Here is a 13,820-nt window from a genome sequence, read left to right as displayed (position 1 = left end):
CGTCGCCAAATTTCCAGGAATAAGAGGTTATATTACCGGTCGAGCTATTGGTGAAGTTAACCGCTAAGGGGGCGGTGCCCGAGGTGGGGCTGGCGGTGAAATTGGCAACCGGTGCCGCCGCTGACGCTGTGATGGTCGTTGTAGCGGTACTGCTTCCACCTGGGCCGGTGACGGTCAAGCTCACAGGATACGTGCCAGGCGTCGAGTAGGTTTTCGCGCCCGAGGTGGCGGTGCTGGTTGTGCCATCGCCTAAGGTCGAATACCGGGTGCTGATAGTACCTGTGGAGGTGTCGGCGAAGGTGACGGTCAATGGGGCCACGCCGAAGGTGGGATTCGCACTAAAGCTCGCTTTCGGGGCAGTCGTGGAAGATATGGTTTTGCTCACCTCATTCGAGTAACCGCTCCAGTTTGTTTTGGACGTGTCATATGCCCTGACGGCGAAATAATAGGGCCCGTCTGGAAGGTTCGCGAACGTGTAACCGGTCTGGTTACCGACATCGACATTAGTGGTGTAATTACCGCTGGTCTGGCCGTAATGGAGTTGATAGCCCCCGAGTGCGGACTCAGTATTGGCATCCCAGGCCAAAGAGACTTGGTCAGCGTAAACGTATGTAGTACAGAGAAATAACATGATTCCCAACATCATCATTGAACCTAAAGTTCTGATGAAGTTGAGGCGTGACGTATTGCTAAGCATTAGGACCTCCGTGTTCCTTGATTACCGATATGCGCCTAGCGAAACGCCCAGCACACTAGGAGGTACTGTTTGATCGCCTGGCAACCCTGCGACCATGCCCTCGAGAATTGAGGGTTTAGGCCAGTAGCTTTGCGCCCCATCCTTTCAGATGGTTTGCCTTTTTCAGTGCTCTCTACTTTCTTGCGGTCGATCCCCCTCTCGCGAACAACACAAAAACAGATGGCATGGATGTATCCGCGTCCTATACTGAAAACTTTAGTAGGGTGGTGGCGTTGTTATTTCACGACGAATCGTTCTTGGCGGCCAAGCATTATCGATATCAAAGCCGGCCTTTCACTACGCCGCGTACTTAGCGCCTAGATCTCGAGTGCCTGCTGGGATCGGCAACACAGGAGTGGATATTGAGTGTCGTTGATCGCAAACGCCAAATGGACGCCAATAAACCCGCCGACAATTGCTGTAAAACCTCCGGAATGTTGTGATAATTTGAGGTAGATCCGGTTGTCTGAACGGCAAATTGGGTTCGTTAGGTGGTGAACCGCTGCCGCGATATTCTTACCGCTTGGAGATGCATCGAGTTATGTGAATGGTCCTTAGTTTGCTTACCTAGGGAGGGGAGGGGCTTAGAATTGAATGAGAATGTATTTAAGCTGTGGGGGTTAGTAATCGGAACGGGTGAAAAAGCACGTGCTCTATTACGTTTAATACGTTTAAAGATTAATGTCTGATGATGGATTTGCTAGTTCTGATGCAAACGGCTGACATGCTCATTTTTGGAAAGGATTCACGGTAGATTCTATAGAGATTTGTCAAGGTGTTCGCCTAAGTAGTTTCTTCTGGCGTACATGGACGACATGATTCCCTTAGAATGGGTGTCAGGCATACTAAATTCTTGAAAGAGCAAGTACCGTGGTGTAGGTGATTGGCTCGCCCGGCGATTGATGTTTATGGCAAGCGATCCATTAAGATCCTATACTGATACGGCCTCTCCACAGATTATGTTTAACCACAGAAATAGCATAGCCGTCATGCCCAAAAAACACACCGAGATTTACACCAAGAGTTCTAATGGTTCATCATCCAAAGGGTACTTTCGATTGCTTCGAAAATTATTCGTTTGTGTAGTTGCGCCTACATGCGCGGTCCTTATTACCTCCTGTAGTTTTTTTTCTGATAGATCTGCGATCGCGTTAAATGATTCAGAGCAGCGCAATTATGAGTATCTAATAGGCCCGGGTGACAAGTTAAACATCTTTGTGTGGCAAAACCCTGAAGTCTCGACCAAGGGCATACCAGTGCGGCCGGATGGCAAAATCGCCGTGCCCCTTGCGGGGGACGTCATCGCCAGTGGGAAAACATCAAAGGAATTCGCTCAGGATATTAAGAACGCGATAGCGGACTATATTCGCGATCCCATCGTGACGGTAACAGTCGTTAGTTTTATAGGCCAATACGCCGAGCAGATCAGGGTGGTCGGTGAAGCAGTTAAGCCCAAGGCATTACCCTATGGGAACAATATGACCTTATTAGACGTCATGATCCTCGTTCAAGGCCTTACGCCATTTGCCGACGGGAATAGGGCCAAACTCGTTAGGACGGTTAACGGCAAAGACGTCGAAACGACGGTCAGATTAGAAGACCTTCTACAGACGGGTGACATGAGCGCCAATGTTAAAGTGCACCCCGGCGATGTTCTTATCATTCCTGAAGCTTGGTTTTAATAATAGTTCTGACGGCCTTGTTGCAGTTTAGCTGGGACGAATAACCATGGATGAGATGTTGGAACAACTGAAGATCTATCTGCGAATGGTGTGGCGCCACCGTTGGATCGCTTTGACCTGTGCATTCGTTGTGTGTCTAGTCGGATGGATTGGAGTAGCTATAATTCCGAATAAGTACGAATCGACAGCTACGCTCTATCTCGAAAAGACGTCACTGTTGAAGCCTCTGCTTAAAGAGGTTGTTGATCAGAGTTCTGCAGCCGATGAAATGGCTGCCATGATGCGCCACGCGTTATTAGTTAGGCCGAACTTGGAGCGACTGGCACGAGCAGCGGGGGTCGATAAAACAACAGTCACACTGTCTGAATTTGATTTGGCGATTAATAAAATAAAGGGCTCGATCGAGATTACTTCGATCGCTGATCAACAGGGCGTTTATGGCATCGCGTACCAGCACACGGATCCGCGGGTAGCGCACTCTGTTGTGCGGACTACGGTCGATATATTTAAGGAAACGCCCACCAATAATGCCGATATTGCTCAGCGTTTTATTAGAAAACAGCTTAAGGAATACGAGACCAAACTGCAGAAAGCGGAACAAAGACTCAAAGAATTTAAAGAAAAGAATATGGGTTTGATGCCCGATGATGGGCGAAGCTACTATGCCAGGCTGGAAGACGCAAGGAATCTATATAGAAGCGCCGTGCTTGATTTAAATGAAGCAGAAAATAGCGCAACGTCTATCCGGGCTCAGCTGAACAGTGCTAAAACTGCTTCTGGTAACGCACTGGAAGCCGGCGGTGTTCAGAATCCTGTCTTTGAGCAAGTAAAGGCGCAACAGACAAAACTTGCCGAATTGCAACTGAAGTTTACCGATAAACACCCGGACGTGATCGCCGCCAAAAAGCTACTGGACGATATGATCGCAAAAACCTCCAGGGAGGCGAGAGATCCAGTGTCCACCGGCGAACGAAACCTAAACTCTCTCGATTATGATCCGGCTTATCAAGGTTTAAAGCTTCAGCTCAGTAAGGCCGAGGCGAACGCCGCCGCATTGCGAGAGCGTGTTACAGAATATAAGCGTCGCATTGATGCCTTGGAGCAAAATATCGAAACCATACCGCAGGTGGAAACGGAATTGGTAAGTTTGAATCGAGACTATGCAGTGCAACAGGACAAATACCAAAAGCTCGCCGAAGGGCGAGAGATCGCGGCGCTATCTGATAAGGCGGGAAGCGGGAAGGTGAAGGTCGTGGAACAGCCTCGGTTACCGAGGACTCCCATTGGGCCCAATCGATTCGTTTTCAGTGCTGCGGTGTTTGCAATCGCGGTGGCATCCGGGCTAGCGCTGGCGTTGGCCCTCGCGCTTAGTAAACCGGTGATATATACACGTAGAGGGTTGGAAAAACTAGTAAACATACCCGTTCTCGGTACCGTATCTTACAATGCTGGCACCGGTAACCTTAAACCGTACAAGCCGTTTCTAGACCTTTCTTTCTTTTTTGGTATTAGTGTGTTGTTGGTGCTTTATGTGACTCTCAATGCCATGTACTTGCTAAGAGTTGATGTACTTATGAATTTAGCGGGATTTGGTATCGTTGGATGAGTGGTTCAAGGAATATCAATGCGTGGTTAGCGAATGCCTGGCTGTCTACGGTGCGAGGATGACATGAATCTAATCGAGAAAGCCGTTTCGGAGTTTTTCAAAGAACCCGCCTTAGACGCGGTGAATCACGATGCGGCTTTTCTTCGCGCCGCCCACCCACCTGTGCTAGAGGAATATTCTTCGCCGCAATTCACCGCAAAACAGCAAACGAGCTTGGATTTTAACAAGCTCAAGCAACTGGGTATGATAACGCCCGATGAGCCAAGCAGCCGCATCGCTCTAGAGTTACGTCATATAAAGAGTCGGTTATTGAGTGGGCCGATTGAGACGATGAACGGGTTGCATAATGATCATTGCCAAAACCTGATCATGATTACAAGTTCACGAACCGACGAGGGTAAGACGTTTTTATCAATTAATCTTGCGATCAACCTCGCGATGGAAGTTGACCGCAGAATCGTTTTGGTTGATACCGATGTTACAAAAGGCAACGTAGCTAAAATTCTGGGGATAGAGGCAAAGCTAGGCCTGACGGATCTACTTGTCACTCCCAACCGAACACTGCTCGATGCTCTAGTGGGAACAAACATTAATGGATTGCACGTCATCCCCGCGGGGGCAGGAATCGCGAATGTCGCTGAACTATTTTCAAGTCAACGAATGATCAATCTATTAAGAATGATGGCCCGGCAGTTTGCTGATTGGGTTTTTGTCTTTGATAGCCCGCCGCTACTTGCGGCGAGCGAATCGAGCGCACTCGCGCGACATATGGGGCAGGTGGTTGTCGTAGTGCAGGAGGAGAAGACAACGCAGAAAGAGCTCCTTACCGGGCTAAAACAAATTGAATTTGCAAAGAATATTGGCCTCGTTTTGAATAAGAGTCTTGACCGCTCAGAAACTATTTATTACGAACAGTATGCAAAATTCCGCGGTGTTCGAGAATAGATCTAACAAAAGCCTTGTAATTTATTGAGTATTAAGTTATTAAGTAAACTCCTAGTTATGCCTAAGTGATAAGAGTATCGAGATATAGCTCGGGGCGAATGGGACAAATCCCTAATATAGAAACGCCGTACCCAAGACCGATGGGTTACCGGCACAAGATCGATAGAACAAGAACGGTATGGGCAAAATATCCAGCTGGGAGGCGCTTGCCCTAATCCATTACCTCATCGTTTGTAGCATTGGTTCCCGGTTTAGAATGGCCCACCACAAATATTCGCGAATCTGAGGCCACCCGGACCTGAGCGCGTGATCAGCCGAATGCCACTTCCTAGGGGGCAAAAAAACCAGAGGGTAAGGAAGAGGTTCCTTAGTTTTAAACCGGGCGACCATCCAAGTCGCTTGCGGGGATTGAGCACGAGTGTTGGGATTGTCCTAGTCAACATAGTTTTCCTCGTCTTGAATTGCCCCGCCCCATCAGCAGCAGGTCTACAGCCAGGTGCCGAGGCAACACAGGATACCGTCCGATCCCAGCGCCGAGTACGCGACACAATACCAAGGCGGTTGACCGCGCCCGTAGCATTCGATGATTTCTCCGATCAACGGGCGTACGCGGATGCCGCCTACGCCATCGGTCCTGGTTGGACGATTATTCCGGGGTTTAGGCTTGGTGAGATATACACAGATAATATCGAGTTGACGAGTTCTGACACGCAGGATGACTTCGTTACAGAATTGAAACCCAGTGTTCAAGTGCTGGGCGACGCACGGCGATTAGCCTTTGAGTTAAATTACAGTTTGCAGCATCTAGTGCACGCGAGCAACCCTGAGTCCGACGATACCTTCCATCGGCTTTTTTCAGCGGTCAATGCGGAGCTATTCGAGCAATTAATATTTTTGGATGCAGACACCACGCTTACGCAGCAAAACACCACAACAACGGGGCGCGGCGCATTCTCAAATTTTGGTCCAGCGGCGACCCTAGATGATGCCGATGACAACATTAATGTTACTGGCGATCGCGAGGATGTAACAACTTATCGCATAGCCCCCTACTTGCGGCGGAGATTCGGAAATTTCGCGGACGCCGAGGTGCGTTTCACCTACGATGATGTCAGCGCTTCAGATACCAATGCGGACATAGCCCAATCAAATACTAGCAGTAGCGGCGATAGTCAATCATCGAATTACCGCGCTGAAATGAGGAGCGGTAGTCGGTACCTGCGGTTTCCGTGGGCGCTGACCTACGATAATAGACAGATCGATTTCGATAGCGGGGAAACCACCGAGTTTGAGCAGATAGTCGGCCGTTTCGAGTACGTTTATAGTCCGTCCATTCGTCTCTTGGGTGATCTCGGCCATGAAAGTAATCGATTTGAGAGTAGGCAGCCAATAGAAGACACTATTATCTGGAACGTCGGCGGGCGCTGGACCCCATCCGCGAGAACAACGCTTGAAGCCACTTACGGTAAAAGATTTTTCGGTAACCAATACGCAGTAGACCTAAGGCATCAAACCAAACGCGCAACCTGGCTGTTACGATACGATGAAGAACAAGAAACCGTGCGAGATAGACAGATCGAGCGGGCGGTTAGTTCACGTGGGACCAATATTAGCCCAGTTGACCCACTAACTGGGGATCCCGTACTGCCGGACGGCGGTATCCCGACACAAACGAACGAAGTTTTCGTAACCAGACTCCTTTCAAGCGGCGTGATTTTTCAAACCGAGCGAAATCAGATCACCTTTTCTGTGTTTGACGAAAGCCGCGATTTCCAATCAAGCGGGGCGAGCCAAAGCCTTTTCGGTGCGACGGCGATCTGGACGCGCCGTATGTCTCCCTTAACCAACCTTGACGCGAGTTTTGGCTGGACGACGACCGACGGAGTTCAGGGACTTACGTCTACTTCAGGATCAGAAGACTTAATCAATCTACGGGTACAGATGCACCATTGGCTTGGACGCAGCGTTTTGGCGACCATAGGTTACCGGCGCGTAGAACTAAGCTCTGATGCGGTCGAGAGTGAATTCACGGAGAACAGGATCTTTGGTAATCTACGGATGACCTTTTAATTCTTATTCGCATTCGCGAATCCCCCGATTCCGGACCATAGCGCGCGATTGACAGCTAACAAGTCCAGTCGTATCTTTCCCCTTGACAAAAAAGGGCTTTTAAAATTCTTGTTCGCTGACGATCTGATTAATATCCGTCGCGATGGACATGCTAATGTCGTTACACGCTAGACCGGGAGCACGGTACTGCACGATTCAGGGCGGGCAATGATGATCTCAAGCGATGAGCTACGTGCCCTGGCAGAACGTCGGGAGGAGGGACCACACGTGTCGGTATTCATGCCCGCGGCACGAGCGAGCGCGGAGATCCAACAAGGTCCGATTCGCTTCAAAAACCTACTAAAGGAGGTCGAATCTCGGCTTGAAGCTCAGGAGATGAGAAAGCCCGAGATCGAAGCGCTGCTTAATCCCGCACAAGATTGTCTTCAGGATCACAGCTTCTGGCAGCACCAAGCCGATGGACTCGCCTTTTTCCTTGCCCGGGAGTTCGCGCAATACTTTTGTCTACCGGAGCGATTTGACGAATTGGCCGTAGTCGCGCACCGCTTCCACTTGAAGCCGCTGTTTCCGCTGATCAGCGGTGACGGCCCGTTCTATCTGCTTGCCCTTAGCCAAAACGAAGTGCGGCTATTTCACGGCAACCGCTATCACATCAGTGAAGTCGAGCTGGACGATGACGTGCCCCGCTCGCTTGCCGATGCGCTCGGCCATGACCTGACCAATGAACACCTGCAGTATCACGCCGGCGGTGGCGATGTCGGCTCACCAACTTATCATGCCCAAGGCGCCGGCAAAGACGATATCAAGCCCGAGATCCGCAAGTTTTTCGCGTTGCTGGATGAAGGCCTCAAGAAGTCTCTCGGCCATAGCAAGGCGCCGCTTGTCCTCGCGGGCGTGGACTATTTATTGCCGATTTACCGCGCTGTGAGCAGCTATCCGCAACTGCTAGAGGAGGGGATCACCGGAAATCCCGAGACCCTTGGTGCTGAAGCGCTGCACCAGCAAGCATGGCCGCTCGTGGAGCCTCGTTTCAGTGTCACACGGCGCGAAGCGCAAGAGCGCTTCCATGCTATGGCCAGCCAGCAAAAGAGTTCTAATCGCTTGGCCGAGGTGGTCCTCGCGGCAGTGGAGGGTCGGATCGAGACCTTGTTCCTCGCCCAGGGCGCGCAGCAACGGGGTAGATTCGACGTGGAAAAGCGTGCGATCGATTTGGAGGACGCTGCGGATCCGAACCCTGAGGACCTGCTCGATCTCGCGGCCGTGCAAACCTACCTCAACGGTGGAACCGTATACGTTGTCGAGCCAAAGGAAGTGCCCGGCGGAGACATTTCAGCAGCAGTATTCCGTTATTAGCCAGCAGGGCCTAGCACATTGGCGCGCCACCTTAATAAGCTCCTCAAAGCGGCAGGAGGGCTTGAGCCGATGCGTACCGCCGTGGTCCATCCGGTGCATGCACTCGTGCTGCGCTGGGCAAAAGAAGCGGCAGACGCTGGGCTTTATCGTGCCGGTGTTGTTGGTCCAAAGGCCAAGATCGACGCTTCGGCCGAAGCCGAGGGATTGGATCTGGGTGCTTATGACTGTGTTTATACTCAACACAGCCATGAAGCAGCAGCACGTGCGGTATCCCTTGCCCGCAAAGGGGAGGTAGACGCCTTGATGATGGGTAGCCTATACACTGATGAGCTGATGGAAGCTGTCGTAGTTCATAACGGCGTGCTTAGGTCCTCATAGAACCCTTCGCCGCTCCATCCTCAACATTAATGTACACGGGAAAAGATGTCTCAGTCATGTTGACATGGAGGGCTGGGCTTGGTGTTAAAGTGGCTGGTCTTGCGGAACACCGGCTGCAGTAGGCGACCTTTAAGTCGCGAAGCGATATCTTTGGCCTCGACGGCCTGCTTGAGGATGGACAGGGCCGCCGCGTAGGCTTTGAGCGTGTAGTCGATCTCCGCGGACCCGTGGGCATGGCAGAGGTTGTGGATGCCGCTCCATAAGATCCCGCGCCGGATGAGCTCTTGTTGCACCAGGGTCTTCATCTCCAAGGGATCTCCCGCGGCCGGCGAGAAGTTTAGCAGGGTCCGGAAGGGATAGCCGGTGAGGGAGACGTAGTCCAGCGCAAGCGTGCTCACGATATTTTTCAATCCCTCCGACAATTGTTGCCCCACCTGCGCCAAGTGCCGGATGACCTCATGGTCGCGAATGAACTCGATGCAGGCGATGGCGGCGGCGAGCGACAGGGTCTCACCCCCGAAGGTGGTAAAGAAGAACACGTCTTTTTCCAGCAGCGCCATGATATCGCGGCGGCCAGTGATGGCCGAGATCGGCATGCCGTTCGCCATGGCCTTGGAAAACAGGCTCAAGTCGGCCCGCACGCCGAGGTATTCTTGGGCGCCTCCGAGCGCGCAGCGGAATCCGGTCCACATCTCATCGAAGACCAGCAGCGTAGCGTTGCGATCGCAGATCTTCCGCAGCTCGCCGAGAAATCCGTTTTGTTCGCGCTCGAAGACAAAAGGTTCCAGGATCACGCAGGCCGTATCGCCGTCGATGGAGTGCGCGACCGAGTCGATGTCGTTATAGATGAACGTGTGGGTGAGCTCGGCGGCGCAGGCCGGGATCCCGGCGTTGCGATCGGTGACCGCGATGTACCAATCGTGCCAGCCGTGATAGCCGCAGCAGAGCACCTTCTCGCGGCGCGTATAAGCGCGCGCCAGGCGCACCGCGGCGCTGGTGACATCACAACCGGTCTTGGAGAAACGCACCGACTCGGCGTTCGGGATGCACGCGCGCATGATCTCGGCCAGCTCGACCTCGAGCGGGTGCATGAGCGAAAACGAAATGCCGTTTGCGAGTTGCCCCCGGATAGCTTCATCGACGGCTTCATGGCAATAGCCGAGGATAATGGGCCCGATGCCCATGTTGTAATCGAGATACTCGTTGCCATCGGCGTCCCATACCCGGGCGCCCTTGCCGCGCAGGAGGTATTTGGGCGCGACGCCTTCGGAGAACTGCGTCGGCCCCTTGGCCAGGGTTTGCGTGCCGGCGGGGATCAGACCTTGCGCGCGTGACCAGAGCGCATTCGATTGTTCGATGACCGGAAGCTCGGCGTTGAATTCGACCCGGTTTGGCATCGTCAACTCCGGGCCCCATGGATCCGTTGCAAGACCCTTGCGGCGATCTTCGCAGGCGTGAAACCCTCGTACTCCAACACTTCGGCCATGAGCGCGGGTTTGAACCAATGGTTATTGAGCGCGAGGGAGAGCGTCGGGACGGCGAGGCCGCGCTCGAACAAGGTTTCGGCTAGGATCGAATACAGCCCGCCGACCTTGAAGTGATCCTCGACCGCCACCAGCAAGCGCGAATCGCACGCGGCGGACACCAAGGCCTCGGTATCGATGGGCTTGAGCGTGCGTAAATTGACCAAGCCGGCCGAGATCCCTTGGGCGCGCAGGATCTCCGCGGCCCGGACGCACTCGCCGAAGAGGGTGCCGTAGGTCAACAAGCTTACGTCTTCCCCGTGACGCAGGATCTCGGCGCGGCCGGGTTGAAAATCCGTGTGCGCGACGGCGGCGGGCAGATGATTGTAACGGATGTAGTAGGGCGCCGGATCGCGCAGGATGGCTGGGAGACCGATCAGCATATCCTCGAGATCCGCCGGACACCAGACGTTCACGCCGGGGATGCCGCGCATGAGGGCGATGTCCTCGAGCGCCTGATGCGTGGGCCCGTTGGCCTCCGAGATGAAGCCCGCGAAGCTCCCGACGAGTTTCACCGGAAGTCCTGGGATCCCCACATCCGTGCGGATAAACTCGAAGGCCCGCATGGTAAGAAAGGCCGCGAGCGCATGAACCACCGGGATGCGGCCGCGTAAGGCGAGACCGGCCGCGGCGCCGATCAGGGTCTGCTCGCAGATGCCGACATCGATAAAGCGCGGACCGATGCGCGCCGGTAACCCGCGGATCGCCGCCCGGTTCTCGGCGGTCATGACGATGATGCGCTCATCGGCTTGCGCCAAGGCATAGAGCAAATCCTCGTAGGTCCGGGGTTCGGGATGAAGGGTTTGAGCGGTCGGCATAGCGCCACCAATGAATCAACGCGCGACGATCGCCTCGCTCTCAAGCTCGGCCCGCTGCGTGCCCTCAAGCTCTTCGAGCAGCATCTCGATCTCGCGCGGCGAGAAGTTACAAAACCACCGATCGGCGCGCGCCGAGATACTCGGCAAGCCCTTGCCGCGCACCGTGTCGGCGATGACCACGGACGGCCGTCCGGCCGCGAGCGGGGTCGTCGCCAGTCCTTGCTCCAAGGCGTTGAAGTCGTGCCCATCGATCCGCGCCGCGCTCCAGCCGAAGGCGATGAACTTTTGCTCGATGGGCTCGATGGGGATGAGATCCTCGGTCGCGGCATTGGCTTGAAAGCCGTTGCGATCGACGATGGCGACGAGGTTATCCAAGCGCTTGGCCGCCGCCACCAGCGCCGCTTCCCAGACCGAGCCTTCGTTGAGCTCGCCATCGCCGAGCACCACCACGACGCGGCCGGGGCCCCTCCGAAGCTTGATGTCGAGCGCGATCCCGAGTCCCACACTCAGCAGATGACCGAGCGAGCCGGAATGGAATTCGATCCCGGGGATATTGCGGTTCGGGTGCCAGTAAATGTCGTCGTCGGGCCGCAAATGGTTGCCCAGCCGCTCCGTCTCGATGAACCCCAGCTCGGCGAAAAGCCCATAGAGGGCCGGGACATCATGACCCTTGGACAGTAGGCAGTAGTCGCGGTCGGGATCGGTCAGGCGGTCCCGGTGTAGGTTGAGCCAATTTCCATAGAGATAGGTGAGGATCTCCACGCAGGAGAGCGAGGCGCCGATGAAGCAACCGCCGTTCGTGGCCATCTTGATGACATGCCGGCGCACCCGGTAGCTGAGTGCCATGAGCTGCTCGGTTTGCATGCGCCCTATCCGATCACCTTGTCTGGGCCGCGGTAATAATCGTACGCAGCTCGCCCAGGTGATGGCGGTACCAGTTAACGCCGGCGTAGCGCGCGTTGATGGTCAGGAGATCGGGCGCGCGCTCCAAGAGCTGCAAGATGTCCTCGATCCCGAACGCCGGGATCCGTGGATACAGCGCCGCGTAAACCCGGCGGATAAATTCGTAATCCTCGGGGTAGTCGAGGGTCCAGCGGTGCGACATGGAATAGTCTCGCACCGGCGCGCCGCCGGGGCGCGGGTCCCACGGGACATTCGCGAGCCGGAACCGCTCGGGTCGCTCCCAGAGGAAGGGTGTCGTGTGCTCGCGCTCGAAGCCCTGGGCGGCCTCCCGCCAGGCGCTGGCGAGCGCGCTCATCGACATCACCTCGGCATCGTTGCCATCGGGGTACGAGGGCGGATGCAGGTTGCTCGCATAGTCGCAATCGCCTTGAGCGAAGCGCTCGAATACGGCATCGATGATCGCCGGATCGATGAGCGGGCAGTCCGATGGCACCTTGGCCACCACCTCGGCCTCGTAGGCACGCGCCGCTTGGTAATGGCGGTCGAGGAGATCGGTCGGATGGCCCCGGAAGACCTCGAATCCGTGCGCGCGGCAGACATCGAACAGGCAATCATCGGCTGCCTCGGTAGTGACGGCAACCACGATCCTCGCCGGTGTTCTGATCCGTTGCACCCGTTCGAGCATGCGTACGATGAGCGGCGCATCGCAGAGGTCCAGCATCACCTTGCCGGGCAAGCGCGTCGAGCCCATCCGGGCCTGAATCACGATCACGTTCATGCTAACCGAAAAGTGCCAGGCATTCGTTCGCTATGTTGGCGGCCGAGCGGCCGCCGTTTTGGAGCGGCAGCAAGCGTTTGACCTCATCGGCCGGGAGATCGCAATGCAGTTCCTTCTCGAGCGCGGCCGCGACATAAACCACCGAGGAAAAGCGCGTGACCAGGGCCTTGCAGTTGGCGATCATATGATCGGTATTGCCATCGCTGAAGCTGAGCGCACCGGGCGAATAACGCTCCACTTCCCGGCGGGCACGCTCGGCGTTCTCGTTGGGGTGAAACTTGAAAATGATCCGGCGCCCATCGGCGATCCCGTTGGCCTTATGGATGAAGCGCTTGCGGTTCTCGTAGTTATACGTCTCGCGGCGATCGGAGGTCGCCACCAGGACATAGTCCCGGTAAGGAAAACCATTGCCGAGAAAGCTCGCGCAATCATCGAAATTCGGGATCCCGGTCACGCGGATCTTGTCCGGTCGCACGCCCTTGCGGATGAAGAGGTCCCGGTAGCCGTCGGAAGCAACACAGAAAATATCGTACAAATCGGAAAGTCCCGTGGCCGCAGTCTGCGCGATCCAGCGGGGTAGCTTAAGCACTTTGACGAGGTGAAACGCCAGCGTCTCGGGATCGGTCATGCCTTCTTGCACCAACACCAGCTTGGTCCCCAAGATGTTGCGCGGGACGATGAGATCGCTGCAAGTGACGACCAGATCGTAGCGGCCGTTCCGTCCTTCGAGGTCCAGGGCGAGCCGATGCGTCTGCAGATATTTTAGCGTTTGTTGCAAGAACTGACCGCCCATGACCGTAAAGTCGAGCAGCCCGGCGCGGCAAACCAGCTTTATGAAACCATCACAGTAGTAGGGCGTGAAGTAGGCCTCGAATTGCGGCAACTGCCGCGCGACCTGATGCACCATCCGCGTCTGGTTTATCGATCCACAAATGTATAATGCCCGCATCAGCCCGATTGTCTCAGATCAAAGTTAAAAGAGTAAGTACGGCCACTCAATGACGGATGCCAATGAGATAGCGCGGGCG

The 13,820-nt window shown here is 54.9% G+C and carries 12 protein-coding genes and 1 riboswitch; of the genes, 6 read left to right on the top strand and 6 right to left on the bottom strand.

Features of this window, described 5'->3' with window-relative positions; all coding sequences use genetic code 11:
* A partial coding sequence (locus M3436_14695; protein ID MDQ3565320.1) for a PKD domain-containing protein occupies window positions 1–697 on the bottom strand: 697 nt, incomplete at its 3' end.
* A gap of 76 nt (window positions 698–773) precedes the next feature.
* Window positions 774–865: riboswitch (cyclic di-GMP riboswitch) on the bottom strand.
* Window positions 866–1,725: 860 nt separating this feature from the next.
* Between M3436_14695 and M3436_14690 the strand changes: the two genes are divergently transcribed.
* The 6 genes from M3436_14690 to M3436_14665 all read left to right on the top strand — a co-directional run bounded on the left by M3436_14690 (window position 1,726) and on the right by M3436_14665 (window position 8,770).
* Complete coding sequence (locus M3436_14690) at window positions 1,726–2,418, top strand: polysaccharide export protein (GenBank protein MDQ3565319.1); 693 nt, start codon at window positions 1,726–1,728, stop codon at window positions 2,416–2,418.
* A 46-nt stretch (window positions 2,419–2,464) separates the two neighbouring features.
* Entirely contained in the window at window positions 2,465–4,024 is a 1,560-nt protein-coding gene (locus tag M3436_14685; GenBank protein MDQ3565318.1) for a hypothetical protein, read from the top strand.
* 63 nt (window positions 4,025–4,087) lie between these two features.
* Window positions 4,088–4,969 carry an AAA family ATPase gene (locus M3436_14680; protein MDQ3565317.1) on the top strand — a complete coding sequence of 294 codons (882 nt, stop codon included), beginning with the start codon at window positions 4,088–4,090 and terminating at the stop codon, window positions 4,967–4,969.
* Window positions 4,970–5,530: 561 nt separating this feature from the next.
* Entirely contained in the window at window positions 5,531–7,039 is a 1,509-nt protein-coding gene (locus tag M3436_14675; GenBank protein MDQ3565316.1) for a TIGR03016 family PEP-CTERM system-associated outer membrane protein, read from the top strand.
* Between the two features lie 267 nt (window positions 7,040–7,306).
* Complete coding sequence (locus M3436_14670; protein ID MDQ3565315.1) at window positions 7,307–8,392, top strand: hypothetical protein; 1,086 nt, start codon at window positions 7,307–7,309, stop codon at window positions 8,390–8,392.
* 69 nt (window positions 8,393–8,461) lie between these two features.
* The gene (locus tag M3436_14665; GenBank protein MDQ3565314.1) at window positions 8,462–8,770 is read left to right on the top strand and encodes a hypothetical protein; all 309 of its coding nucleotides are present in this window, start codon (window positions 8,462–8,464) and stop codon (window positions 8,768–8,770) included.
* A gap of 50 nt (window positions 8,771–8,820) precedes the next feature.
* Here M3436_14665 and M3436_14660 read toward each other — a convergent pair whose 3' ends face one another.
* Genes M3436_14660 through M3436_14640 form a run of 5 tightly spaced genes read right to left on the bottom strand, consistent with a single transcriptional unit; the run spans window position 8,821 to window position 13,699 of the window.
* Window positions 8,821–10,167: an aminotransferase class III-fold pyridoxal phosphate-dependent enzyme gene (locus tag M3436_14660; GenBank protein ID MDQ3565313.1), complete on the bottom strand. Its 1,347-nt coding sequence runs from the start codon at window positions 10,165–10,167 to the stop codon at window positions 8,821–8,823.
* A 2-nt stretch (window positions 10,168–10,169) separates the two neighbouring features.
* Window positions 10,170–11,111, bottom strand: coding sequence for a transketolase (locus M3436_14655; GenBank protein MDQ3565312.1), 942 nt, complete (start codon window positions 11,109–11,111; stop codon window positions 10,170–10,172).
* A 15-nt stretch (window positions 11,112–11,126) separates the two neighbouring features.
* Complete coding sequence (locus tag M3436_14650) at window positions 11,127–11,975, bottom strand: transketolase (GenBank protein ID MDQ3565311.1); 849 nt, start codon at window positions 11,973–11,975, stop codon at window positions 11,127–11,129.
* A 13-nt stretch (window positions 11,976–11,988) separates the two neighbouring features.
* Window positions 11,989–12,792, bottom strand: a complete 804-nt coding sequence (locus M3436_14645; protein MDQ3565310.1) for a glycosyltransferase family protein — start codon at window positions 12,790–12,792, stop codon at window positions 11,989–11,991.
* Between the two features lies 1 nt (window position 12,793).
* Window positions 12,794–13,699: a hypothetical protein gene (locus tag M3436_14640; protein ID MDQ3565309.1), complete on the bottom strand. Its 906-nt coding sequence runs from the start codon at window positions 13,697–13,699 to the stop codon at window positions 12,794–12,796.
* Window positions 13,700–13,820 lie beyond the last annotated feature (121 nt).

It is taken from the genome of Pseudomonadota bacterium (assembly GCA_030859565.1).
GTDB lineage: Bacteria > Pseudomonadota > Gammaproteobacteria > JACCXJ01 > JACCXJ01 > USCg-Taylor.
This window is presented reverse-complemented; position numbering and strand designations above follow the sequence as displayed.